Annotated in this window: 23 protein-coding genes; 20 read left to right on the top strand and 3 right to left on the bottom strand. The window is 34.1% G+C overall.

Features of this window, described 5'->3' with window-relative positions:
* Positions 1–54: 54 nt before the first annotated feature.
* The 4 genes from MKZ25_RS18465 (at position 55) to MKZ25_RS18450 (ending at position 3,556) form a co-directional block, all read left to right on the top strand.
* A complete protein-coding gene (locus MKZ25_RS18465) occupies positions 55–1,416 on the top strand; it encodes a sensor histidine kinase (protein WP_340802768.1) in 1,362 nt (453 codons plus the stop codon).
* 15 nt (positions 1,417–1,431) lie between these two features.
* Complete coding sequence (locus MKZ25_RS18460) at positions 1,432–2,112, top strand: response regulator transcription factor (RefSeq protein ID WP_340802767.1); 681 nt, start codon at positions 1,432–1,434, stop codon at positions 2,110–2,112.
* A gap of 33 nt (positions 2,113–2,145) precedes the next feature.
* Positions 2,146–2,682: a CueP family metal-binding protein gene (locus MKZ25_RS18455; RefSeq protein WP_340802766.1), complete on the top strand. Its 537-nt coding sequence runs from the start codon at positions 2,146–2,148 to the stop codon at positions 2,680–2,682.
* Between the two features lie 139 nt (positions 2,683–2,821).
* Entirely contained in the window at positions 2,822–3,556 is a 735-nt protein-coding gene (locus MKZ25_RS18450) for an urease accessory protein UreH domain-containing protein (RefSeq protein ID WP_340802765.1), read from the top strand.
* A 90-nt stretch (positions 3,557–3,646) separates the two neighbouring features.
* Here the strand turns inward: MKZ25_RS18450 and MKZ25_RS18445 are convergent, their stop codons facing one another.
* Positions 3,647–4,561 (bottom strand): C40 family peptidase, encoded by a 915-nt coding sequence (locus tag MKZ25_RS18445; RefSeq protein WP_340802764.1) that lies wholly within the window; start codon positions 4,559–4,561, stop codon positions 3,647–3,649.
* Positions 4,562–4,825: 264 nt separating this feature from the next.
* Between MKZ25_RS18445 and MKZ25_RS18440 the strand changes: the two genes are divergently transcribed.
* The 7 genes from MKZ25_RS18440 to MKZ25_RS18410 all read left to right on the top strand — a co-directional run bounded on the left by MKZ25_RS18440 (position 4,826) and on the right by MKZ25_RS18410 (position 13,656).
* Complete coding sequence (locus tag MKZ25_RS18440; protein WP_340802763.1) at positions 4,826–5,746, top strand: plastocyanin/azurin family copper-binding protein; 921 nt, start codon at positions 4,826–4,828, stop codon at positions 5,744–5,746.
* Between the two features lie 231 nt (positions 5,747–5,977).
* Positions 5,978–8,161: a copper-translocating P-type ATPase gene (locus MKZ25_RS18435; RefSeq protein WP_340802762.1), complete on the top strand. Its 2,184-nt coding sequence runs from the start codon at positions 5,978–5,980 to the stop codon at positions 8,159–8,161.
* A 286-nt stretch (positions 8,162–8,447) separates the two neighbouring features.
* Positions 8,448–9,797: an IS1182 family transposase gene (locus MKZ25_RS18430; RefSeq protein ID WP_340802761.1), complete on the top strand. Its 1,350-nt coding sequence runs from the start codon at positions 8,448–8,450 to the stop codon at positions 9,795–9,797.
* A gap of 267 nt (positions 9,798–10,064) precedes the next feature.
* Positions 10,065–11,594, top strand: coding sequence for an IS21 family transposase (gene istA, locus MKZ25_RS18425; protein ID WP_340800555.1), 1,530 nt, complete (start codon positions 10,065–10,067; stop codon positions 11,592–11,594).
* A 1-nt stretch (position 11,595) separates the two neighbouring features.
* On the top strand, positions 11,596–12,369 hold the full coding sequence (istB, locus tag MKZ25_RS18420; RefSeq protein WP_340800556.1) for an IS21-like element helper ATPase IstB: 774 nt from the start codon (positions 11,596–11,598) through the stop codon (positions 12,367–12,369).
* Between the two features lie 247 nt (positions 12,370–12,616).
* Positions 12,617–12,928, top strand: a complete 312-nt coding sequence (locus MKZ25_RS18415; RefSeq protein ID WP_340802760.1) for a hypothetical protein — start codon at positions 12,617–12,619, stop codon at positions 12,926–12,928.
* A gap of 149 nt (positions 12,929–13,077) precedes the next feature.
* Positions 13,078–13,656, top strand: a complete 579-nt coding sequence (locus tag MKZ25_RS18410) for a YdhK family protein (RefSeq protein WP_445326887.1) — start codon at positions 13,078–13,080, stop codon at positions 13,654–13,656.
* A 224-nt stretch (positions 13,657–13,880) separates the two neighbouring features.
* On the opposite strand, the gene MKZ25_RS18405 is transcribed toward MKZ25_RS18410, so the two are convergent.
* Both MKZ25_RS18405 and MKZ25_RS18400 read right to left on the bottom strand, forming a co-directional pair.
* Entirely contained in the window at positions 13,881–15,053 is a 1,173-nt protein-coding gene (locus tag MKZ25_RS18405; protein WP_340802758.1) for a phosphoribosyltransferase, read from the bottom strand.
* Positions 15,043–15,900 (bottom strand): DNA-processing protein DprA, encoded by an 858-nt coding sequence (locus MKZ25_RS18400; RefSeq protein ID WP_340802757.1) that lies wholly within the window; start codon positions 15,898–15,900, stop codon positions 15,043–15,045. The genes MKZ25_RS18405 and MKZ25_RS18400 overlap by 11 nt, the downstream gene beginning before the upstream one ends.
* A 306-nt stretch (positions 15,901–16,206) precedes the next feature.
* On the opposite strand from MKZ25_RS18400, the gene MKZ25_RS18395 reads away from it, so the two are divergent.
* From MKZ25_RS18395 to MKZ25_RS18355, 9 genes are all read left to right on the top strand, one after another.
* Positions 16,207–17,727, top strand: coding sequence for a multicopper oxidase family protein (locus tag MKZ25_RS18395; protein ID WP_340802756.1), 1,521 nt, complete (start codon positions 16,207–16,209; stop codon positions 17,725–17,727).
* Positions 17,728–17,860: 133 nt separating this feature from the next.
* Positions 17,861–18,886 (top strand): stage II sporulation protein P, encoded by a 1,026-nt coding sequence (gene spoIIP, locus MKZ25_RS18390; RefSeq protein ID WP_340802755.1) that lies wholly within the window; start codon positions 17,861–17,863, stop codon positions 18,884–18,886.
* 256 nt (positions 18,887–19,142) lie between these two features.
* Positions 19,143–20,126: a TnsD family Tn7-like transposition protein gene (locus MKZ25_RS18385; protein ID WP_340802754.1), complete on the top strand. Its 984-nt coding sequence runs from the start codon at positions 19,143–19,145 to the stop codon at positions 20,124–20,126.
* A 169-nt stretch (positions 20,127–20,295) separates the two neighbouring features.
* Positions 20,296–21,837: an IS21 family transposase gene (gene istA / locus MKZ25_RS18380; protein WP_340800721.1), complete on the top strand. Its 1,542-nt coding sequence runs from the start codon at positions 20,296–20,298 to the stop codon at positions 21,835–21,837.
* Positions 21,834–22,592, top strand: coding sequence for an IS21-like element helper ATPase IstB (gene istB, locus MKZ25_RS18375; RefSeq protein WP_293927736.1), 759 nt, complete (start codon positions 21,834–21,836; stop codon positions 22,590–22,592). The genes istA (MKZ25_RS18380) and istB (MKZ25_RS18375) overlap by 4 nt, the downstream gene beginning before the upstream one ends.
* Positions 22,593–22,668: 76 nt before the next feature.
* A complete protein-coding gene (locus MKZ25_RS18370) occupies positions 22,669–23,616 on the top strand; it encodes a TnsD family Tn7-like transposition protein (protein ID WP_340802753.1) in 948 nt (315 codons plus the stop codon).
* 508 nt (positions 23,617–24,124) lie between these two features.
* Positions 24,125–25,237 (top strand): ABC transporter permease, encoded by a 1,113-nt coding sequence (locus tag MKZ25_RS18365; RefSeq protein WP_340802752.1) that lies wholly within the window; start codon positions 24,125–24,127, stop codon positions 25,235–25,237.
* Positions 25,238–25,915, top strand: coding sequence for an ABC transporter ATP-binding protein (locus MKZ25_RS18360; RefSeq protein WP_340802751.1), 678 nt, complete (start codon positions 25,238–25,240; stop codon positions 25,913–25,915). It abuts the gene before it with no gap.
* 249 nt (positions 25,916–26,164) lie between these two features.
* Positions 26,165–26,743 carry a ZIP family metal transporter gene (locus tag MKZ25_RS18355; protein WP_340802750.1) on the top strand — a complete coding sequence of 193 codons (579 nt, stop codon included), beginning with the start codon at positions 26,165–26,167 and terminating at the stop codon, positions 26,741–26,743.
* Positions 26,744–26,778 lie beyond the last annotated feature (35 nt).

Here is a 26,778-nt window from a genome sequence, read left to right as displayed (position 1 = left end):
TAACAATCTATTTATGTTTTAAGACATTTTGATGTGAGGAGAGCAAAAATAAAAGTGAATAAAATTTCTACAAAATTAGCGGGTTGTTTTTTCATAGTGGTGCTAATAATGGAATCGCTTCTAATGTATTACCTTCATCAAAATATGATTAATAATAGGGTCGAAGAAGAGTTCTCGTTATTATTGGCAAATGGTGCAAATCATCGAGACGTCCTTATTGAACATTATTCAGATACAACAATAAAACATATTGTGTTAATGGAAAAAAATGAAAATCGAAAAGTGATGATAATAGATAGGACAGGAAGCATTATTGGTAGTTCCGATAAATCCTATATGTTGCAAGAAGAGTATCAACTTTTTGTAGACGATTTTAGTGGTGGAAAAGATTACATAGTAGTTTCGGATTGGAGAAACCTACCGTACATTGTCAGCGTACACCCATACGTAGTAGATCAAAATCGATCAGGTGTAGTCTTAATGTTTCAAAGTACAAAATCAATTAATCAAATGGTTGATGACATGAACTTGCATTTTGTTATATCTGGGATTATAGGTTTAATCGTTTTATTTATTATATATGCATTACTATCTAAAATTCTTACTCGACCGTTAATCCGAATGAAAGAAGCAACTGAGAAATTAAGTAAAGGTGATTTTGAAGTGAATTTACCGAATTTAGGGAGTGATGAACTAGGTGACTTATCGAATTCCATTCACAAATTAGCAAATGACTTAGAACGATTAAAGAATGAGAGAAATGAGTTCCTTGCTTCTATTGCTCATGAATTAAATACACCACTAACATATTTGATTGGATACTCGAAAGTTGCAAAAAGAGAAGATTTGAGTGATAAGGATCGTAAATATTACTTAGAAATTATTAGTGAAGAATCAAATCGAATGAAAGAATTAATGAGAAACTTATTAGATTTGGCAAGAATGGATGAAAACTCCTTCACCATTTCTAAAGAACACTTTTTGGCCAAACCATTTTTAGAGAATATTTATAAGTTGGTAGCCCCTTTATTTGAAATAAAAAAAATCAGACTAAATTTTGTTTGTGAAAGCAATTTACACATCTATGCTGACGCTCTTAGATTAGAACAAATACTACTAAATTTATTAGATAATGCTTTAAAATACTCCAACGAGAATTCAGAGGTCTGTTTAAAAGCATATGAAAAGGATGGAAAAACAGTTATTTCTGTCATTGATACTGGTATTGGAATTCCATCAAACGAAATAGAATTTATATTTGAAAAATTATATCGAGTTGAAAAATCAAGATCACGTGCGTATGGTGGCTCAGGAATCGGTCTTGCTGTTGTGAAAGAGTTAGTAGATGCACATGGAGGAACCATCGAGGTCGAAAGCAAAATAGAGAAGGGTAGTACGTTTAAAATAACGATATAAAAGGAGAAAAAATAAATGCAAAACGTTCTTTTAGTGGATGATGAACAAAGAATGTTAGATTTAGTTGAATTATTTCTAGTTCCACACGGATTTACATGTCTAAAAGAAAAAACTGGGAAAAATGCTTTAGAAACACTTAGAAATGAAAAAGTAAATTTGGTTATTTTAGATGTAATGATGCCTGAAATGGATGGATGGGAAGTTTGTAAAAAGATACGTGAATTCTCACAAGTCCCTATAATTATGCTTACCGCAAGATCAGATAAACTGAACTTAGTAAAGGGATTAAATATCGGCGCTGATGATTATCTCACAAAGCCATTTGATGAAAGAGAATTGATTGCCAGAGTTAATGCAATTTTACGAAGAGTTCCAGAAGTAGATGAGAGTAATGGTGAAAATGTTGTTTATAACGAATTCTATTTAGACACGGAAAAGTATTCCTTGTATTACGAAAATTCGAAAGCTCAACTTACATCGAAAGAATTTTTTATTGTGAAGGCGCTGATGTCTAGACCTTCTAAAGTTTATGTTCGGGAAGAATTGCTCAATGCGGCTTGGGATTATGAAACAGAAACGGATATTCGAACAGTTGATTCCCATATTCGCAATTTGAGAGAAAAGTTGAAGAAAGCAGGTTTTCCTACTAGTGAATTTCTAAAGACTGTCTGGGGAATCGGTTATAAATGGACTTAAATTTAAATAAAAACCAAGAGGTGTAAAGTAAAAATGAAATTTAAAATGCTTATTAGTACTATTTTTGCAGTTGTTCTAATGACAGCTTGTAGTGAAGAAAATAAGATTGAGGAAAACAGTTCTATAAAAACTGAAAGTAGAGAAATTAAGGAATTAGTTCAAGACTATAGTGCCCGAAATGTTACAGCTGAGTCCGCTTCTATAACATCTAAACAATTATTAGTAAAAGAAAACGATGGAAATGAGCAAGTATATGACCTTCCTAAAGATGAATTTTTTGTTTCGATTGCCCCTTACATAAATGAAACACATCCTTGCGAAAATCATAGTTTAACGGGGTGTCAGGGTGAAATGGTAAGTGAAGAGTTTAATGTATACATTGAGGATGCAAAAGGTAATGTCCTAGTTGATGACATATTAAGAACAGAAGTGAATGGATTTATTGATTTATGGCTACCGCGTGAACAAACTTTCCAAATAAAAATTGAGCATCAAGGAAAAGAGGTTGAATCTGAATTTTCTACATTTGAAAATGACGGTACTTGTATCACAACAATGAAATTGATTTAGGGATATGTTCTATGAGATACAGCAGGTAAGGTAGGAAAATGTATGTAAATGAGGGGGAGATATATTTTTCAATCTATAGATAAAGTTCAAGTTGGGGCAAATTAGCATTCCATAAATAACTAGAGAAGGTGACAATAAAATGTATAATTTTTTGTCTCAAATAAGTCAAATAATCAGTAACCCGGTTTCTGTTTTTTTACATTCATATGATCATTCTCCAATTTTTATAGCCCTTCTTCTAGGGTTAATTGGCGCCGTAGCTCCCTGTCAACTCACCGGAAATATTAGCGCAATAACCCTTTATGGAAATCGAACGATTCAAATAAACAACAGTTGGGGAGTAATTACATCTTTCATTATTGGAAAAGTAATGGTTTATAGTGTCATCGGATTATTAGCCTGGTTTTTTGGTCAATCATTTGAAACAAAAATGACGGAGTACTTTCCATTATTTCGTAAAATAATTGGTCCCTTATTAATTATTACTGGATTTGTACTATTAGGATTTTTAAAGTTTCAATTTTTAAGTCGCTTTAATTTTCATATAGCAGAAGGTTTAAAAAAGGGAAAAGTAGGCTCATTCCTTTTAGGTGCAAGTTTTGCAATTGCATTTTGTCCGACAATGTTTGTCCTCTTTTTCGTTTGGCTAATGCCTACAGTAGCATCTACATCTTATGGATTAGTGCTCCCGGCAATATTTGGAATCGCAACATCAATACCTCTTATTTTGATTTTAGGGCTAATATGGTGTTTTGATGTAAAGGGCTTAATCATGAGAAGAAGTTTGAAGGCAGGAAGAGTCATACAAAGGATTGCAGGAATTGTGCTGATTTTCATTGGCATCCTTGACACCATTACGTATTGGGGGATATAAAAAAATGCTTGGTATCCATTATACCAAGCGTTTTTTTTAGAGAAATATTAATGTTTTTTTATTCTATTCTATTCTATTCTATTCGTTCACTTATTTAGTTAACCGATTCAAAAAGGCATCTAAATGTTTTAACGTAACTTTATCGTTTAAGCCAAAGGTACCGTCACCCTTACCGTTCGTAATTTTATTAGAGGATAAGACTGAAATATAATCTTTAGCCCAGTGAGATGCGGGAACATCTGAAAATACTTCTGCATTCCCTTGTTGTTTTAAATTGAAAGCTTTAACTAATACTTTTGAAAGTTGACCACGTGTAATAGGTGAATTTGGATTAAATTTACCGTTTGTATCGCCACTAAATATACCTAGTTTGTTTAACGCAGTTACAGCACCTGCATATTCAGAAGATGATTTTACATCTGTGAATGATGAACTTGTATCAGAGGTATTTAATCCTAATGCTTGTGCAAGTTGTAGAGCTACTTCACCACGAGATGCATAAACACTGAAATCAATTTCAGAACCTTTAACTTCAGTTTGTTCTTCAGTTGTGAAATCTGCAACACGTTTGGCTCCTATGTAACGAGATCCCCAATAATAAGGGTCATTTATTTTATCAATCTTAACACCCGAACTCGGTGTTGCTGATATAAATTTTCCACTTCCTATGTATATTCCAACATGAGAAACACCTGAACCAGAAGTATTAAAAAATACAAGATCGCCAGCTACCAATTCGCTTTTTGAAACTGAAGTTCCTTGTTGATATTGTGCTTTTGAAGTTCGATTTAAGGAAATACTCAAGTTAGAAAATACTAATTGTGTATATGCCGAACAATCAACACCTGTTTTAATATTTGTCCCACCCAGTTTATATGGGGCTCCAAGATAATTCTTTGCAGTAGTTGTTAAATCAGATACTGCTGCTGCTTCTGTATTATTTGCACCAACACTTGTGAAAATCATAAAGGATGCAAATATTGGTAGTAACCATTTCTTCTTCACCTATTACCTTACTCCTCTCAAAAAACACTACTTAATATGAATAATGTAAGGTTAACATAGAAACTGCACATTAAATTTTTCATTTATGTAACAAAATTATGCAGATTAAATCAAATAAACAGTTTAAATTACTTTAATTGTAAATCTTGTAGGTCTAAAAGAAGCAAACATCATTTTTAGAAAAAACAAGAAGCTTTAATTAAATAACAGATTTATGCATACCATATAAGGGTATAAATTAAAAAAGTGAGAAAGGTTGGATTGATGGGGTTTTATCAAATATTTATTTTAGCCTCACTGGCAGTGCTAACAATATGTGTTTTGATGATATCTAGATATGAGAAGAACAAAATTAATTTGATGCAATGCATGATGATAACAATGTTTTTTAGTATGAACACTGGTTTAACAGTAGGGATACTCCTTGGTGCTTCATATCAAGGTGAATTATTTTTTTCGACAATGTTAGCTTGCCTAATAGGTTCGATTGCGGGGTTATTAATTGGTATGAACTATAGTTTGCTAGCTGTATTAGAGGGCACAATGACTGGAATAATGAGTGGTATGATGGGGGCCATGTTAGGAGAAATGATAAATGAAAATCAGTCGCTGTATTTAGTGAGGATTTTCCTTTTTTTATCAATTTCAACAATCTTTTTATTTGCTATTCTGCCTCGAAAAAATGGTACGGAATATTTACAAAGCAAAGTAGCGATTTTAAAACCTTTATTAATTGGAATATTTATTTCTGCTTATTTTTTGGGAGGGTTAACATTTGCAGAGAAACAGGTCAAAGCTAAAGAGCAATTAATACATAACGCCCATGCACATACCAAAACAGAGAATAATAATCAGGCTATAGATACGAGAAATATTACTATTCAAACTTTTAATATGAAATATAAACAGACAGAAATTATTTTAGAAAAGAATCAACCAGTAAATCTAATACTAAATAATGAGGATAATGTAGAACATGATATTGAAGTAATACTACCTAATATTAATGAGATTGAATCAGATCATGAACATAGTTCGAAAGCTAATATGATTCATTTACACGCAAACTCTAAAGAAAAACAAAGCATAAGATTTATACCAACCACTGTTGGTTCATATGAATTTGTTTGTACAGTTCCAGGACATAAAGAATTGGGGATGGTTGGAAAGATAATTGTTAGGTAAAAGTGAGAATGCCCATTACCTCCGTAAATGTATGAACTAGGATTGATTTTGATAAATTTTGCATAATTAACATGTATATTATATTTAGGGTAGTATTTCTAATGAAAAATTTTTAATGTAGTAAAACTTATTTCCGCCTATCAATTTAAGGTTATTGTAGTTTTTTAAATTCTAAGTATGTAATACCATTCTTAATAATTTTCCTATCTAATATTGAAAAGGGGTAAGTACATGGAATCAAAAAGCAAAGAGGATTATAACCATAAGGGACATCATCATGATCATCACCAATCTAAACATAAACATGAGGTACATGAACATCGTAGTCAAAGTTTAAATGAGAAGTCCAATCATTATGGGGAAGAGTATAGCAAAAATATTCAATCTGAACCGAATCATCATTCACATAATGAATCTGAACATCATAGCCATACTCACCGTAGACATGATGAAGGAGGGCATGATAAGCACCATGGTCACTCAATTGGAGATTTCAAAAAGCGTTTCTGGGTATCATTAGTATTAACTATACCAATATCGTATTTATCTATGATGATTCAAATGTTATTTGGGTATCATGTGGATTTCACTGGTGATACTTTCTTATTATTCTTATTATCTACAATAGTTTTCTTTTACGGGGGAAAGCCATTCCTACTTGGCGCATGGAGTGAAATAAAAGAAAGAGCCCCGGGTATGATGTTATTAATTACATTGGCTATAGTTACTGCCTATGTTTATAGTACGTTAACTGCATTCTTTATTGAAGGAAGTGACTTCTACTTCGAATTAGCAACCTTAATAGTAATTATGCTATTAGGTCACTGGATTGAAATGAAATCAATTATGGGGGCATCAAAGGCATTAGAAGAGCTGATTAAATTAATGCCAAAAGAGGCTCATAAAATTGATGCCTCTGGAAATATTGTTGATGTTTCTGTAGAAGATTTAAAACCTGGAAATCATATATTAGTAAAGCCAGGAGAAAAAATTCCTTTAGATGGAGTGATTTTTGAAGGACATTCAACAGTAGATGAATCAATGTTAACGGGAGAGTCTGTTCCTGTTGAAAAAACTGCAGGAATGAATGCTATTGGTGGAGCTATTAATAATGATGGTGTATTAAAAATAAATGTAACAAAAACAGGTAGTGATACTTACCTTGCTCAGGTTATTCAATTAGTAAGTGATGCAGAAAAAACGAAGTCAAAAGCTCAAGGATTTGCCGATACTGCTGCAAAGTGGCTATTTTATGTTGCAATTGTTGCAGGTCTTATTACGTTGGCTTATTGGGCGGTTACAGGTGATTTTGATTTTGCATTAGAAAGAATGGTTACTGTTTTAATTATTGCTTGTCCACATGCCCTTGGATTAGCTACGCCGCTTGTTACATCTAGATCGACTTCTATTGCAGCAAAAAATGGCTTATTAATACGAAATCGTACTTCATTTGAAAGTGCTTATCGAATAAATCGTATTGTATTCGATAAAACAGGTACCTTAACAGAAGGGAATTTTGGAGTAACAGATGTTCATCCAGCAGAAAATATCAGTGAAGAAGAACTATTAAAACTCGCATATTCTGTTGAATTGCAGTCTGAACATCCAATAGCTAAGGGAATTGTTAAAGAAGGGAAAAAACGTAATTTAGAAGTATATCAAGTAACTGACTATCAAAATTTAACTGGTAAAGGCCTTGTAGCGAAGGTTAACAGTTTTGAAATTGCAATAGTTAGTCCAGGTGTATTAAGAGAAAGTAATATTTCATTCGAAGAAGAAACTTTTAAAAAGCTAGCTCAAGAAGGAAAAACAGTTATTTTTGTATTAAAAGATAATATGTTACAAGGCATGATTGCATTAGCTGATATTATTCGCGAATCATCTTATAAAGTGATAAAAGAATTAAAGGATTTAGGGATTGAAACGATTATGATGACGGGCGATAACGAGCGAGTGGCAAACTATGTAGGTGAAAAGCTGGGAATGACACAAGTTATCGCTGAGGTATTACCACATGAAAAATCTAATAATATAAAAGCGTTAAAAGAAGGTGGAAAGAAAGTAGCGATGGTTGGTGATGGAGTGAATGATGCACCAGCGTTAGCTGAGGCAGATTTAGGGATTGCAATTGGAGCTGGAACAGACGTTGCCATTGAAACAGCGGATGTTGTCTTAGTAAATAGTAATCCAGTAGATATCCTAAGCACATTAAAGCTTTCAAAAGCTAGTCACCGAAAAATGGTTCAAAACCTTGGTTGGGCTGCAGGGTACAACATTATTGCAATTCCTCTTGCAGCTGGTGTTCTCTATAGCGTTGGTATTGTTATTACACCGGCAATAGGTGCAGCAGTTATGTCGTTGAGTACGATTATTTGTGCAATCAATGCTCAACTTTTAAAGATTAATAATTGCTAAAATAAAAAAAGCCTAAGAATTCTTAGGCTTTCAGACTGTAGACAAACTCGAAGAAATTCGAGTTTGCCTACAGTCTTTTTTGTTTTAAAATAAAGTTAACTAATGAAAACCGTTGATTTCCATTCCAGGGGACGCGTTTCGCGGGCGGGTGCCAATCCTCCTCGTCGCTACGCTCCTGCGGTGTATCGGCAGTCCCGCTTTTCCCGCAGAAGTCGCCCCTTCCATTCCAATCAACTTGATCTATTCTTTCTTATAAAGTTTATTTAAATCAAAGAGGTGTCCCGATATGATGACTAAAAACCAAATGAATGAACGCAATCAATTAGAAATGTTGACGATTGAACAGCTTGTCCCAGAAAATCATCTCGTGCGTAAATTAGATGCAGCCATTGACTTTTCTTTTGTATATCCATTAGTTGAAAACTTATATTCACCTTTCGGTAGACCAAGTATTGATCCTGTTGTCTTATTTAAAATGACAATGATTCAATACGTTTTTGGTATTCGTTCGATGCGCCAAACGATTAAGGAAATTGAAACGAATGTAGCGTACCGCTGGTTTTTAGGCTTCGGTTTTCATACAGAAGTGCCTCACTTCTCGACGTTTGGGAAAAATTATACGCGGCGTTTTGAGGATACAGATGTATTTGAACAGATTTTCTATCGCATCTTGAAAGAAATCGTTGATGCGGGTTTATTATCAGCTGACCATATCTTTATTGATTCCACGCATGTGAAGGCAAGTGCGAATAAACGAAAATTTGATAAAAAGATGGTTCGAAAAGAGACACGTGCCTATGAAGAAAAGCTACAGGAAGAACTAAACATAGACCGTGAAAAGAACGGAAAAAAGCCGTTTCCACCGGAGAAGTTTGAAAAGGAAGAATGGAAAGAAATCAAAGAGAGCACAACGGACCCTGAAAGTGGTTACTATGTGAAGGACGAACGGACAAAACAATTTGCCTATTCATTTCATGCAGCGACAGATGAACGTGGCTTTGTATTAGGAACGATTGTGACACCTGGTAATATCCATGATAGTCATATGCTGCAACCGCTTGTTGAAAAGGTCATTCATCGTGTGAAAAAGCCAGTGGCTGTTGCTGCGGATGCTGCTTATAAAACGCCTGCGATTACGAACTTTTTGTTAGAAAATCAAATGTTGCCTGTTCTTCCTTATACAAGACCCAAAACGAAAGATGGCTTCTTCCGTAAACATGAGTATGTCTATGATGAACATTATGATTGCTACATTTGCCCAAATGATCAGATGTTACCATATGTGACAACTACGAAAGAAGGCTACCGCCAATACAAATCAAATTCCGCGATTTGTGCCAACTGTCCATTTTTAGCACAATGTACAGAAAGCAAAAATCATACGAAATTGATTCAACGTCATATTTGGGCCGAATATGTAGAAGAAGCGGAACATCTTCGTCATCATCATGAAATTAAATCAATCTATGCGAAACGTAAAGAAACGGTTGAGCGTGTCTTTGCGGATGCAAAAGAAAAGCATGGTATGCGATGGACAACTTTAAGGGGCCTTAAAAAATTGTCCATGCAGGCGATGCTTACTTTTGCTGCCATGAACTTGAAGAAACTTGCCACATGGACTTGGCAAGGAGCTTAGATGAGGGCATCTTCCCTCGAAGAGGAGATACGTTCCCCAAATTCTGTACATTAATTTGGGGAACGAAAAGACAAAAGGCATCGAGAGGCGAACTCTCGATGCCTTTTGTCGACAATTGTAAACGCTAAACTAGAGTTAACAGTTTTCCACAAATAGAAATCAACAGAATTCCCCAAATAAGATTAAACAGTTATCCAAAAACTATCATTCTTTCAATATACTTATATTAAGTTTATTGAAGGTGAGGAATTAGGAGTGAACAGGTTTATGAATTATATAGAGATCCACCGATTATATAAAGAGGGATTCTCAAAAAGTGCAATTGCAAAAAAGTTAAATATATCAAGAAATACAGTCATAGATTATTTGAATATGACGACTGAGGAATTTGAAGAGTTCATAAGTTCCTTACGGACTAGGGAGAAAAAATTGGATCAGTTTCATGATGAAATACTTGAATGGTTACGTGAACATCCTGATTTATCAGGAGCACAGGTTTATGATTGGTTGGAGGAGAAATTCAACTTTAAAGAGGTCGCTGAAAATACCGTTCGGAATTACTTAAATGAATTAAGAGATCGTTATCATATCCCGAAAGTTTTGACTCAACGTACATATGCCACTGTTCCAGAACTACCAATGGGAAAACAAATACAGGTAGACTTTGGTCAAACAGTGGTAAAGGATAAAGATGGTCATAATAAGCGTTTGTACTTCATTGCTTTTATACTTTCTCATTCAAGGTATAAATATGCGGAGTGGTTAGATCGTCCGTTTCGTACAGCTGATGTCATTCGAATGCATGAGAGTGCTTTCCATTATTTCGGGGGAATTTCTGAAGAAATTGTTTATGATCAGGATGCGTTATTAGCAGTAAGTGAAAATGCAGGTGATTTAATTATGACATCGGAATTTACCAAATACCATCAAACACGGCAATTTAATATATATCTTTGTAGAAAAAGCGACCCGGAGTCGAAAGGAAAAATCGAACAAGTCGTTAAGTTTATCAAAAATAACTTCAGTAAACATCGTGTATTTGGTAACATCACAGATTGGAATCAATCTTGTCATGCCTGGCTCAAACGAACAGGAAACTATAAGGTACATCATAATACGAAAAAGAGACCTTCTGAAGTGCACGCCCTCGAAAAGCAACACTTAAAGAAAGTCTCTGGTACCTATATTTTCGAGAATATTCTCGCTTCTAGTATAACAAGAAGTATACAAAAGGACAATGTCATTCGTTTTGGCGGAAATCGATATAGTGTACCAAAAGGTACATTCAGAGGAGATGCGCCTAATATTGCATATGTTCAAGAAGATGATGGTTGGTTAATTATTCGATTAAAGCAAACTGGCTCAATATTAGCAAAACATAAAATTTCTAGTGAACGAGGTCGTGTTATTTCTGACCCTTCCCATCGAGAATACGGAACATCTAAACGAGAATTATTAATCAAACAAATCGAAGATGTATTTTTAGATAAAGAAAATATTCAGTGGTTAATACATCAATTAAAAGAGCGATACCCTCGACATTTAACTGATCAATTAAAAGTACTTGAACAAGCAATAAAGGTTTACCCTAATCATTGTGATCAGGCATTAGAAGAGGTGAAAAAACTCAATATGACAAGTGCGAATGATTTTCGGGATATTGCCAACTCTCTATCTATACAGAGCCAAAAAGGCTCTCCTTCGGCTATTGAACTGAATCAGAAATATAAGGATTTGATTGCGCCAGAACGATCTGAAGATATTTATTTAAAAGTCTTAGCTGGAGGTAGAGATTAATATGACCCATCCTTTCGAATTATTACAAGACAAATGTCGCACCCTACGTCTGGCTGAGACAGCAAAAGAGTTGCCGAATCTAATGCGAGCAGCGGAATCAAAGAATTGGACTTATCATGAATTGATTCACGAAATCTTGAGTTACGAATTGAACTGTAGAGAGAAAAAGAATAATGAGAGATTAATGAAGTGGGCTGAGTTTCCAGAGAAGTTAACTTTTGAAGAATATAACTTGAATGAACAATCAGCAATAGGAGAAAAACAACTTAATGTTCTAAAAGAATTGAATTGGGTTGAAGAATATTTCACATTAATTATGATGGGCCCAACTGGAGCTGGTAAAACGCATTTGTCGATCGCTTTAGGAATACACGCCGTGGAGAAAGGATACCAAGTATCCTTTATCTCCATGAGCCAACTCATGTATGTTTTAAAAACAAAAGAATATACCAACAAGTCGAAAACTCGTTACAAGCGGATTATTACATCTGATTTGATTATCATTGATGACGTGATGTACATGACATACGAAGCTCAGGAAGCTAACTTATTCTTTCAATTTATCTATGATTTATATGATAAAGCTGCATTTATATTGACATCAAACAAAGGTCCAGGAGAATGGGGGAAGTTTTTAGGAGACCCAACATTAACAACCGCTATTTTGGATCGCTTACTTCATCGAAGTGAGATTATCACATTTGACAAAGAGGCAGATAGTATTCGAATGAAATATAGAAAGGCTTTATTCCAACATCAAACTGTTGAAACTTAATTGGTGAAAACTGTTGAAACTTACTTGTGAAAAACTGTTTAATTCTACTTGACGGTTACAACAATCTGAAAGCCTAAGAATTCTTAGGCTTTTTTATAAATTTTTAAACCCTGAATTATAGGAGAAATTTAAAGGGAAAGGAATATAATAAAATAACATGTTTAAAATCTAAATTAGAAGTGAGTTGAGTTAAGTGTGTATTTCTAGTAATTTTATTGAACTGCAGGCTTATAGGATATGTGAAACAATGAGAAAACAATCAAAGTACAAGATGATAAAATTAGAGCTTGCTGATGATAGTATTATTGAACCTCAGAATCTTGAAAACTTTGGAGATGGAAGAGCATTGATATCAAAAGCAGTTTTAGAAGATACTGAGGGGAGATTCTATTCAGTAAGTCCTAATCAGAATGGTTTAAGATTTACTATGGGGGAATTAACATATAAAGAATATAGAAAAAAGGAAAAGAATGAAGACCTTAAGGGAATTAGTTTTTTAGCATTGTTAATAGGTTTAACATTAACTATTATGTATCTTTCGTCAATATTCTTACTATAAATTTGTTTAGCACTAGGGAGTTAGAAAAATAAAATTAAAGTTGGAAATATTCTGGAATGATGAATAGTTGTTTCTATTCTATGAATGGAGGGGCTTTCATTATAAAAATTTATGTATATTTAAAGGTATCATACAAAAACTATTGCTATATGATAGGAGGAATTCATGTGGCAAATAAGCTAATAATCTGGATGTTTACAACTACAGCAATCCTAACTCTTTCAGCATGTGCAGGGAATGATAACGAAAAATCATCTCAAGAAGAAGCTTCAAGTAAAGAAATGACAGGGCATAATATGAATCATTCTGGAACAGGTGAAGTTCCTAAAGGAATAATAAAAGCTGAAAACCCCACCTTTCCTGTTGGAAACACAGCAATCATACAGGCTGATCATATGGGAGGTATGAAAGGTGCTGAAGCTACAATTATAGGGGCATACGATACAACTGTATATACAGTGTCATATACTCCTACAAATGGTGAAGAGCCTGTAATAAATCATAAATGGGTTATCCAAGAGGAATTGGAGGGTGTTGGTAAGGAGCCTATAGAGGTTGGGACAGAAGTCAAGATTATAGCAGATCACATGGAAGGAATGAAAGGTGCAACTGCAATAATCGATTCTGTTGAGAAAACAACAGTTTATATGGTAGATTACATCTCGACAACAGGTGAAAAAGTAACCAATCATAAATGGGTAACTGAAAGAGAATTAGCTGTGGAATAACATATCCTAAATGCAGTACACCGTTTACATTTTAGGGAGTAAAAATATGGTTGCCATTCTTTCTTCAACAATCGCACACGATTGTTGAAGATTGTTTGAGTCTTAAAGGAAAGTAAAAGTCCAATTGGAGAATTGGTATTTCTCTGTAAAGCGGTCGCTGGATGCTGAAAGATGAATTTAATAGGTCTTAAATTACCTATATCTTTTATAGATTTATAACAGGTTTAAATCAAGTCTGCAAAATTTGAAATTTCCGAATCATTATTGGAATTATAAAATATTTCTTTACCAAAATTACCTTCATAAAGGTTTTCTTTTATAAATTCATAAGTATATTTAGAATATACATCTCCCTCTATTAAATAATCAGTTGAAAAGTATTTTTTGCCGAATTTACCAAATGAAAGGAATATCACTTCTTTAGCGCCTGCAGCCAACAGTAAGTGTTTTGTTGCCTCGGCTGAATAGCCATTTGTAATATAATCATCAATAATACAAATTACTTTTCCCTTAATGTTATTTTTTAAAGCTGGATTGACAATTAAAGTTTCGAAATCATTATTACTTTTAGTTTTCAAACGAATTGCCCCACTGTTATGTTTAGCTGGCATTTGTTGATGTCGGAGTAATATTTCTGGTCCTTTTTTTGGTCCTCCATTAAGAATTACTCTAACAGCTTCCTTTAAGAATGAAACTGAAGTAAATGTGTTTTGAGGATTAGAAGATGGAAAGGTACCCCAATAATCTACCTTTTCGTAGTAACTATTAGTTGTTACTTCGTTTATAAGATGGAATAATAAAAGAAGTAATATTCTTTGTTCACGTTTAGATTCAATACCCTTTAAATTAGTTTCAAAAATCTTTTTAACTCTTGCTTCTTCTTCAGGTCTATAATGTGTATTCGCGTTATTTAAACTGATAACGCTAAATGAGTCTCCAAAAATCATTTGAAAGTAATTTTGTTTGTGTATTTCATATGCCTTTAAGCAATCTATCACGTCTTTAAAGTCATATATGGGTAAACCATATTTTTCAACTTTCTCTGAAACAGTTACTCTATTACTTAACGACTCTGGGTTAAACAATGGAATTTTACAATGGAATGAAAATAAAGCATCTTCATTAACAATACCTACCATTCCTATAATTATACCTCTTTCTTTCAAATCTTTTATTTTTGCTTCTGTATCTTTACTTCGATTTAATAATTTTATTTTCTTCTTATATTCTTCGGGTAATTTACTTTTCAGTATATTAATTGTACTTTGTCTAGCAACAATAGCTAATATAATATTAGCATCACTAAATAAATCACATATCCTTAAGTTTTTCTCAATCAGTTCATTTTCTTCAGTAAAAAAAACTAACTTTGAAATAAGAATCAATTTATTTGTCATTTATCATTTCCCCTCCAAATTCACAAATTTTATTATTTAGCGCTTCATCACCTTGATCTACAAAAAGTATCTTTTTATTAGCTTCATATGCATTTCTAATAGTATTCATAGTGCCACTTTTTAAGTTTGTTTCAACAACTATTATTAAATCGCTCATATTAGCAACATATTGATTTCTATCTAAAAAGCTTGATTTATAAGTATTTTCTTTAGGACCGATTGCTGTTACTAATAAACCTTTATCAGATATTAAATCCGCTAAATCATTATTTTCTTTGGGATAAATTTTATTGAAATTTGTTGGCAGCACTGCAATCGTTTTTCCACCAAGATCTAGAGTAGTGGCATGTGAGACCGTATCTATGCCCTCAGCTAGTCCACTCACAATAATATAATTATCGCTAACATATTTTTGGGTTATTTTCTTAGTTAATTCAATAGATTTCTCTGATGGGTTACGTGTACCGACAATAGCGACTCTTTTTCTATCTAAGGATAATAGTGAAATATCACCTTTTGAATACATAAAAAGTGGCATGATTTTTTTGGGAATTAAAGCCGTCAATTCATTGTAATCGTATTTAAAATAAATCTTACTCTTTCTATCTTTTAAAAAAGTTTCTGTATTAAATAATTCCGATTTGAAGTTTTTATATTGCTGATAATCTCTTGCTAATTCCCTATCTTTATCTGTAAATTTACTCTCAATTTCCATAATTAATTCATTTTCGTTATTAAAAATACTCACGATGGGGTCTAATTTCAACTGAAAAATCGCTTGTAAAAGTGAATCGTTAAAACCAAATTGTTTCAAATAAAATAAATCACTTCGTATTTTTTTCGTCATAGTTTCCCCCTTTCTTCTTTCGCTGTTGCTCCCGAAGATTCCCCGTATTAATTCTTCTACTTTTTATTTTCGCTATTAGATGGATTGGAGTTTCTTAACATTTTAATTATATCATGTCTTAATACTGCAATAATAAAAATGCTTCCAAATAGTTATGATAACGGGTATTTAAAAATTCATTCCGAAATACAGTTCGAATAAACTTTGACAGTTGACTTACGAAATTTGGTGGCTCCCTTAAACTCCATAATTTTTCCATATTTATTTGTTACAGTAATTGTAACGAAACATAGGGAGGAAATTCTCATGAAATTTAATTTTTTAGTTACTACATTACTAATTAGTAGTGTTATTGTTGCGGGATGTAGTGCAGATAGTTCTGAATCTGACGGACATGGGAATATGGATCATTCAAACATGACAAACATGGAGGGAATGGACCATTCGAACATGACTGACGAGGAAAAGGAAGAAATGGATATGGAAAACGGTCATGCAAGTCATACGAACCTTGTTGCACTTAATAACTCAACGGGGGAAAATGAGTTAGCTATTCCAAAATTAATTGAACCGAAAGATGGAATTGTTAATATTAATGCTCAACAAGGTACAACAGAAATTTTTAAAGGAATTCAAACTAAAACATTTGGATATAATGGTTCATATTTAGGTCCGGTTATTCGAGTAAATGAAGGAGAATCAGTAATTTTTAGAACAAAAAATGAATTAGCCGAACCTACCACATTTCATTGGCATGGAGTAGATATACCAGGTGAAGGTGATGGTGGTCCACATCAGCTCTTAGAACCAGGCGCAATGGAAGACGTGAAGTTTACGGTTAGTCAGGGGGCTTCAACACTTTGGTTCCACCCACATCCGGAGGGTTCTACTGCTGAACAAGTTTATAAAGGTCTAGCAGGATTAATTTATATTGAAGATGCTAATTCTAAAAATCTAACCTTACCAAAAGAATATGGGGTAAATGATTTTCCATTAGTATTTCAAGATAGAGAATTCACTGACGAAAAACAGTTTGATTACCAAGCAGTACGCAATGATGATGGCACTATCGGAGATACTTTATTAGTGAATGGTACATTAAACCCAAAGCTGACAATAGGAAAAGAAAAAGTGAGACTTCGTTTATTAAACGGAGCGAATGCACGAAACTACACATTTAAATTAAATACGGGTGATAAATTCCAACAAATAGCAAGTGATGGTGGCTTCCTAAATAGCCCAATTGAATTGAGTGAAATTACATTAGCACCTGGTGAGCGTGCAGAAATTATTGTGGATTTTTCAAAATTTGATTCTGAAAGTGAAATTGCACTTTTGAATGAAGACGATACAATTTTATTACCATTTATTATTGATGAGCAAAAAACAAATCCGATAGAAATTTCAACTAGTTTGAATGATTACGCAGTGACAGACGAAGAGAGAAGTTTATCCGTTACGAAAAAACTAGAACTTTTCGGTATGGGAAAAATGGTATATATTAATGATAAACAATTTGATATGAATCGAATTGATTTTACCCAGAAGCAAGGTGAAACAGAAATTTGGGAGATTTACAATAAACCAGATGCGATGGGTGGCATGATTCATCCGTTTCATATTCATGGTACTCAATTTAAAGTTGTTTCAATAGATGGGAATGAGCCACCTGTAAACTTGCAGGGATGGAAGGACACAATTTCAATTGAAGCTGGTCAAACAGTTAAATTAGCCGTGAAATTTAATAATAAAGGTATATATATGTTCCACTGCCATGTTCTTGAACATGAAGAAAACGGAATGATGGGACAAGTAGAAGTAATCTAACATAAGTTTCTAGATTGCTAATTAAATAAGAAAGAACCTATATAAAAACACCCTCAAGTAATAGTTGGGATTTACTTGAGGGTGTTTTTAAATACTTGATTAAATTAATAAATATAGCAAGGGAAGGGTCAAAATGTCTCCTAAATTAACAGAAGATAAGAACAAAAGAAAGGGAAATAATAAAGCAAAATTACTTCTTTATATTGCGATTTTCCTTTTTATTATCTGGGCAATAGCTACTATTTGGTTGGCAATGACCTACAATCTTAATAATAAAAATAATGAGGAAAACGAAGTTATAAATAGTGTTTTAAATAAAAAAGATCCCACTATTAATTTCTCTATAGAAAATTCAGAAGAGGATAAGACTTTTGAAAATACGGATAGAGATGAATTAAAACCACCTATGGAAATAGTATCAAAAGACAGAACTCTTCGATTAAAAAATATTGAGGGGATTTTTGGAAATATGAAATCACCTAAAGAAATTTCGGCTATCCACTCTACTTTTGGTAAAGAAGTTGTTTATATTTATCATTCCCATAGTAGGGAATCCTTTTTGCCTTATCTAAAAGATACAATCAGACCAGAAGAAGCTTATCATTCAGTAGCAAACATAACATTAGTTGGAAAAATGCTTGGGCGAGCAATGGACCAAAGGGGAGTAGGAACGAAAGTTGAGACAGTAGATATTGTACAACTTTTGAATTCTAGGAACTTAGATTACACCAGCTCTTACAATGTTTCAAGGGAGCTAGTGCAACTATCACAAAATGAAAATAAAGACCTTGAATACTTTATAGATATTCACCGTGATTCATTACGAAAAGAAAATACAACGACTGAAATAAATAGAACAAAATATGCTACTCTACTTTTTGTAGTGGGAACTGGTCATGCGGAATATGAAAAAAATCTTCAGTTTGCGAATAATCTACATACTCTATTAGAGAATAGATACCCAGCTTTGTCAAAAGGCATACTTAAAAAAAGTAGTAGTCAGGGAAATGGAATTTATAATCAAGATCTCGCCCCTAACTCATTAATTATAGAAATTGGGGGAGTAGATAATACGGTAGAAGAACTTCATCGATCAACGGAAGCTCTTGCTGAAGTGTTAAGTAATTATTATTGGAAGGAAAATTTTGAATCTAGGTGAAATTTAGAGTCTCTTTAAGTAATATCAGGTTGATTAACGCTAATATTGATATATATTGCAGATATGAGAGCTACACTTTATTTCGCTAACTTTTAGTTTACCAGAGAATAAAATTTTTATGGATGTGTAGAGCACCTAATAAACAGGTGCTCTACACTTTTTATTGTCTACCATATGAAAATAAAAATTGTATGTGCTACTTATTAAAGGGTGTTAGTATAAAACTAATATATTAATTTAAGTAGGTGAAACTTTAATGTTTGGTTATTTTCCTCAACCATATAAAAATGAAAGTATTTATAGCTTAGCTGCTAGATACGCTAGTCATATGGGGATTGTATCTAAAAGAAAAGCTATAAAGGATACATTTGATATTGTGTGGCCCGTTATGTATGAAGATTATATTGCCCACATAAATATACTTGTATCTAAAATCAAACATTTTTCAAATGAATATACAGAAGATTATTTTTTATATGACCATACCATCTTTCCATTTTACGCCCCATTTATGAATGGAAGACCTGTTACTTCAAGTTCTTTAGATATTTATGTGAAGAGTAGAAAAAGGTTCACCTGGGACATTCCTGAAAAAGAGAATTTCTTTTATTGTAGCGAGTGCGTTAAAGAAGAGTTGGAAAATCATGGTGAATGTTTTTGGAATAGAATATTCCAAGTTCCGGGAGTAATGGTATGTAGTAAGCACAAAAAAGCTCTATTCAAATTAAATATAAATATAAAAAAAAATCCTATAAATATATTTATAATGCCAGATCATAATATGAACTTATCAGAAGAAGTTGAACTAGAAAATAAGGTTTTTGAGATATTGTTAGATATATCAGGAAATGTAGAATATTTCTTTAAAAATAAAGTAGACGCCATAAGTTACAGGGACCTTTATGAAAAGTATTATGAGTTTATTAAAATCAGCGGAATTGGAAGTCAACCTATACAAATAAAAAGTAAATTAGCTAATTTAATACTGGCAAGGTTTAATGAGGAAACATTGGATGTACTTAATTCTAATCCGTTAAAAAATGATTGGTTATCACATTTAAGTGTTGAAAGATTAAAAAATATACATCCAATTAGACATATTTTATTAATGATGACCTTGAATGAATCAGTTGAAAATTTCCTTAATGCAACACCTCAGTATCAACCATTTGGAACAGGGCCGTGGCCATGTATGAATCCATTATCAAAGCATTATTTAGAAGAAGTAATTTCCAACTGAATATTGCGATCAAAAAAGACCACTAGTGCGGAACATTAAGCCACTCAATGCGGACAATTGAGCCACCGAGTGCGGAAACTTTGAGCCACTTACATATATTCCCTTAAACCTCCTGTATAATGAAGGAGCATGCCACCCAGCATGACACTTCAGAACAGGAGGATTTTTTATGATTGATTACCGTAAAATACTAGCTCTTTCCTTTGATGGCATTAGCCAAAGAACGATTAGCGCTAGCACCGGACACTCTCGCAATACCATATCTGACGTAATCCAACGTGCGAGAAATCTCAGGATTACTTTGTTAAACGACACGATGACAAACGCTTGGCTAGAGGAATATCTTTACCCCGAGAAACAGCCAATTGAAAAAGGCTATTATCCTGTGGATTGGGAGAAGGTGCATAAAGAATTACAGAAAAAGCATGTGACGCTCAAACTTTTACATCACGAGTACGCGCTAGCTGCAAAGGAAGCAGAGAAAATCCCCTATGCCTATCGGACATTCGCTGAAAAATATGGTCATTATGCGCGAAAATTTAAACTAACGATGCCGCTAAGACGCAAGCCAGGTGAAATTATGGAAGTCGATTGGGCTGGTGCAACACTCTCTATTCGAGACCGTGCAACAGGTGAAGAAATGCCTGCGTATGTATTCGTCGCTGCTTTGCCGTACAGCCAAATGATGTATGTAGAAGCTTTTTTAGACATGAAATCGACGAGTTGGTTAACAGCACACATCCATGCCTTCGATTATTTTGGTGGTGTTACGGAAACCCTTGTACCTGATAATTTAAAAACCGGTGTCATTAAAGCGAAACGCGAAGAATCTGTTTTAAATGAGGCATACCGTGAACTGGCTGATCACTATCGTACAGTTATCGTGCCAAGTCGTGTGCAAAAGCCAAAAGATAAGCCAAGTGCCGAAGGTAGCGTAGGACATGCCTCAAGACAAATCATCGCTGCATTACGCAACGCACAGTGTTTTCACATTAACGAGCTGAATCAGTATATCGCTGAAAAATTAGAAGAAATCAACACAACCGATTTTCAAAAACGTCCAGGAACACGAAAAAGCGTATTTGAGGAAGAAGAGAAAAGCACTCTCCAGCAACTGCCTCAAACACGCTTCAAAATGACGGAATGGAAAACCGCCAAGGTTCAACTGAACTACCACATCCAAGTTGAACGCATGTATTATTCCGTCCCTTACGAATACGCCCGTGAATCGGTCGATATTCGTTTAACAACAGATCTAATTGAAGTGTACTTTAAAGAAGCACGAATTGCATCCCATAAACGATTAAAAGGTGAGATAGGACAATATTCTACAAACATTGATCATATGCCAGATCACCATCGTTCTTACGTAGAACATAATCCTGAAAACGTAACTAAATGGGCAACAACCATCGGTTCATTTACGGAAAAATATGTCGCGTATATTTTAGAAAATCATGTAGAGAAAAAAGCACTCCAAATTTTAAGTACATTACAAAACATGGTGAAGAAATATACGGCAGAAGAACTTGAGCAAGCCATTAAGACGTTACTTGAAATCTCATCAAGCCCCTCTAATACAGTTTTAAAAGGCCTATTAGAAAGAACAAAACAGGCTTCAAAAACAAAGAGCGTACCATCCATAAAAACTTCGAATGAAAATCACGGATTTACACGTGGTGCTGCTTATTTCGGGAGGGAGAAAAAATGAGTAAACAAGAAACACTACGTAAGCTTTCAGAAATGGGTTTAAGCGCAATGGCGGAACTCTATCAGGAAATCAACCAAAATCCAGCCTATCGTGATATGGATTTTAATGATCTTTTTAGTCTCTTAACAGATACAGAATATGATCGCCGCAAATCGAATAAACTCGCTCGTTTAATCAAACAAGCGACGTTCAATGAGCCGTCGGCTGCCATTGAAGATATTGAATACCATCCAGATCGCCGTTTAGATAAAAACCTCATCTTAGAATTAGCTACAGGAAACTACATTCAAAATCACCACAACATCATTTTAATGGGCGCTTCAGGCAACGGAAAAAGCTATATAGCCAATGCATTCGGTGTTCATGCCTGCCGTCAATTTCACAAAGTTAAATATATACGCCTCCCGGAACTACTAGATGAACTAGCTGTAGCGAAATATGAAGCAGATGGCAGCTACCGAAAACTTATTCAGCATTACAAAAAAATCGATTTACTCATTATAGACGAATGGCTTTTAACAGACCTATCAGAGGAACAAGTTTTAAACGTTTTCGAAATTGTGGAGGCTCGTTTAAAAAAGGCCTCAACTATCTTCTGTTCTCAATTTGCGCCGGAAGGCTGGTACGCGAAACTTGGCCATGCCCAAATCGCAGACGCTATCTTAGACCGTATTGTACATGATTCTTACCACATTTTAATTGATGGCGAAGTCTCGATGCGCGAGCGCCATGGTCTAAAACCACTTAAGCGATAGATTATTTTCAAATTAAAAAGGAAAACAACTAGCTGCAATTTCAGTAGTTGTTTTCCTTTTCTTAAAAGTGGCTCAATTGTCCGCAATCGGTGGCTCAAAACTCCGCATTCACTGGCTTAAAGTTCCGCACTGCTGGCTCAAACGCTCCGCAGTACTCACCAACACTACTATTACTCACAATACAAATAGAGACGTGTTTCAGGGGTTATTTACATGTAGTTGTGGTTTTGCTTATGTTTTATATGATGGAGAGAAAAATCCGTATGAAATAAAAGCTTTCCATCATAGGGTAAAGGCGAAAGGAAAAGAGTGGGAGAGAGAATTTGACATTCTAGTTAGTAAAGGAATGTCTGTAAAAGACATAGCTAAAATAACAAATATAAGTAATGGGACGGTTTTAAGAAGAATAAGAGAAGGCCATAACTATGTAGAAATTGGGAAGATGAAGAAAAAACAAGAGCTTAAAGAAAAAATACGTATTCAAGAAAACGCGGATAAGGAAGAGTGGCTAAAAATACTCGATAAATTTCCAAATTATTCTCGTTCAGAATTACATGATAAAAATCAAAGTCTGTATGCTAGACTAGCTCGCTATGACAACAAATGGTTAGAGTTAAACTTACCGAATTCCCAAAGAGGTAAGAGTAAAACAAGTGAAAAAATAAACCATGAAAGAGATTTAAATTTATTAAAGAAAGCCAAAAGTATACTAAACGATTGGTCTTTATACGAAAAACAAGCTGGGAAAATAATTAAAAGAACTCAGTTCACTTTATATACAAGAATAGGTATGGATATGAGGTTGAAAGAGAAGTACCCAATATCAGCAAAATATATTTCATCTTTTATAGAATCAAAGGGAGATTATCAAATTCGCTTGATTGATCAATGTATTGAAAATCATTTTAAAGATGATGAAATAAAAAAATATAAAATACTTGCGATTAGTGGATTAAGGAAACTAGAACCAAAAGCAGAAAAACATTTAGAGGAGATTATGCAAGTCTCTAATAAGAAATTTTGAATAATGGTTGGGAAAGAAAAGGATAAATACAAAGTAGTAATATTTGATACATAAGTGGCTTACCAGAAATAAATTTTTAGGTATTGAGTCCATATCTTTATTTCATGCTGCTCTAAAATTGATATGGATGAAACTAGGAAATTGGGATGCGACATTATTACCTTAAGTATACTTAAATATAAGACTTTTCACTTATTACAGTCCACAACTTTATTTCCGTTTAACAGCTTATCTATTAAATAAGCGAATGGTTTTTTATATTAATATAACTAACTACCCTTCGCAAAACTTCTATATAAAATATTAAATAGTTTATATAAAGTTCATATTTAAGGTCTATACTATAAACGAAATAGAAGAAAATTAAATTTATCCAATTTTTAATAGCTATAATTTACTATTAAAATATAGTTTTTAAAAATAGGATAACTTATTTAGAGGTGGTCAGTTTTCCAGTAAATAGAACAATTGAAGAATCGGTGCCTATATAAACTAAGGAGGATTTAAAATGTTTTTAGCAATTAAAGAAATGAAACACGCGAAAAAACGTTTCATGATGATTGGCGCAATTATTATGCTTATCGCATGGCTTGTATTTATTTTATCGGGATTAGGTAATGGCTTATCGTCATTAGCCGCAGCAACAATGAAAAATATTGACGGAGATCTTTTTATTTATGAAGAAGGCTCTGAAGCAACAATGATGAAAACGAAGGTAACGGGTACGATTGCAGATGATGTGGAAGGGCAATATGGTGTCAAAGAGGCCGCTAAATTTGGACAATCTACTGTTATCGTGAAGTCACCGGATGCGAAAGATAAAGTAGACGTAGCATTCCTTGGAATCGAACCAGGTAAGTTTATCGAGCCAAAAGTTGTAGCAGGTAAACAATTGTCTGCTGAAGATAAGTCGGGTGTTATCATTGACGAATCATTACAAGAAAAAGGTTACGAAATCGGTGATACAATCGAAGTGACAAGCTCTAGCATCGAATTAACAGTAGTCGGCATAACAAAAGGTGAAACATTCAACCATTTGCCAAGTGTATTTGTAAACTTGGACGTTTGGCAAAGCTATGCTTTTGCAGCACCAGAATCAGATAATGGTCTAGAGAGTCCAGTAGCAATCGTTGCATTACAAGGTACAGAAATTGACGCTGAAAAAATCGAAAACAACTTTGATGAAATTGAAATATTTACAAAATCAGAAGCAGTAATGGGAATGCCAGGTTATAAAGAAGAAAGCGGAACAATCTATATGATGCTTGCCTTCCTGTTCATCATTTCAGCTATTATTATTGCGGTATTCTTCTATGTATTCATTTTGCAGAAAACACAGCAGTTTGGTGTCATGAAAGCAATTGGTGCATCAGACAGCTTTATTAAAAAATCGATTATTTCACAAGTATTCGTGTTATCACTGATCAGCATCATTGCCGGCATTATATTAACGTACTTGACAGCTCTTGTTTTTCCAGAGGGAATGCCATTTAACTTAGACTTTAAAATGGTTATTTTATATGCGATTGTGTTATTGATTGTATCCGTTTTAGGTTCTGTTATTTCAGCCCGCCAAGTGACAAAAATTGATCCTTTAACAGCGATTGGGAGAGTGGAATAAATGACAGGTTTAGTACTGAAAAACGTAACGAAATCATTTAAAGAAGGGGACTCTACAGTGGATGCACTTAAAAATGTATCCCTTACAGTAAACCCGGGTGAGTTCATCGCTATTATCGGTCCATCAGGTTCAGGGAAAAGTACACTTTTGTCGATTGCTGGGGCATTACTTCAGCCATCGACAGGTGAAGTACTTGTTAACGGTACAGATATCGGCAAGATGAAAGAAAAAGATCTATCGACTTTCCGCTTAACAGATGTCGGGTTCATTTTACAAACATCCAACTTAATTCCGTATTTAACAGTGTTGGATCAGTTGCTGCTAGTACGCAAAATGAAAGGCAAAGTAACAGCGGAAGATACAATATTTGCGAAAACATTATTAACAGAATTAGGGTTAGGTGAGAAGTTGAACAAATTCCCGAATGAACTATCGGGTGGGGAACGGCAGCGTGTTGCAATCGCCCGTGCGTTCGTCAATAATTCAAACATCATTTTAGCGGATGAACCAACAGCAAGCTTAGATTCTAAGCGTGCATTTGAAGTCGTAAAGCAAATCCGAAAAGAAGTTAAAGAACGCAATAAAGCCGCAATCATGGTAACCCATGACGAACGTATGCTGGAGTTTTGCGATAAAGTTTACCGTATGGAAGACGGACTTTTAACTTTGGAAGCATAATCAAATTAAATTATATTTACCGTATTTAAAGTAGGCCCCTACTTAAATACGGTTTTTTTACGTTCATAAATCATCCGCATTAACCATACGACTAACTATACTCAGTGAAAGGTGATATTGATGTGGCTCCTAGGTTTTTTTTGGACTTCTGCAGGTATATTCATTGGTGGCACGGTCGCTTGGCTTTTTAAAGGAATTAACCAAAGAGCACATATTATGTATGCGCTTTGTACAGGAGTAATTCTAGGTTTGATCAGTTTTGAAGTACTCCCGGAAGCTGTAGAATCGGGCGGCTGGTTCAGTACGATTATCGGATTTATTCTAGGGATGATGCTGTTCAAAGTGCTGCATAGCAGATTGCACTTCAAACAAGATAAAGACAGTCACACAACAAAGAAATTATATATTCGAACTGGCTTAATATTAATGCTTAGTTTTGCGGTTCACAATTTACCGATTGGAATCACGCTAGGGGCCAATGAACAACCCGAGCTTACAAAGGCCTTACTGCAAACACTTTTGTTTCATAGTATTCCCGAGGGAATAATTTTGTTTATTCCTTTAATTTTGGCTGGATTTAATCTATTTACTGTTTTAGTAATTTCACTAATCGTATCGGTTCCGGTAGCTTTAGGGGCTTTTATCGGTAGTTTTCTTGTTCATTCGTTAATCAATACTATCTTCATGAGTTTCGCGATGGGGATGATTTTTATAGTTACCGTATCGGAAATCTTATATCCCGCACTTCAAAAAACTTCTGTATTCAAGATTTTATGCGGCATATTAATCGGGTTTGGACTGATCGGATATTATCTGCATTTACTATAAATTTTAGAATATGAATCTCAACTGATTTGGAAAAT

This window comes from Solibacillus sp. FSL W7-1464 (assembly GCF_038004425.1).
Taxonomy (GTDB): Bacteria; Bacillota; Bacilli; order Bacillales_A; family Planococcaceae; genus Solibacillus.
This window is presented reverse-complemented; position numbering and strand designations above follow the sequence as displayed.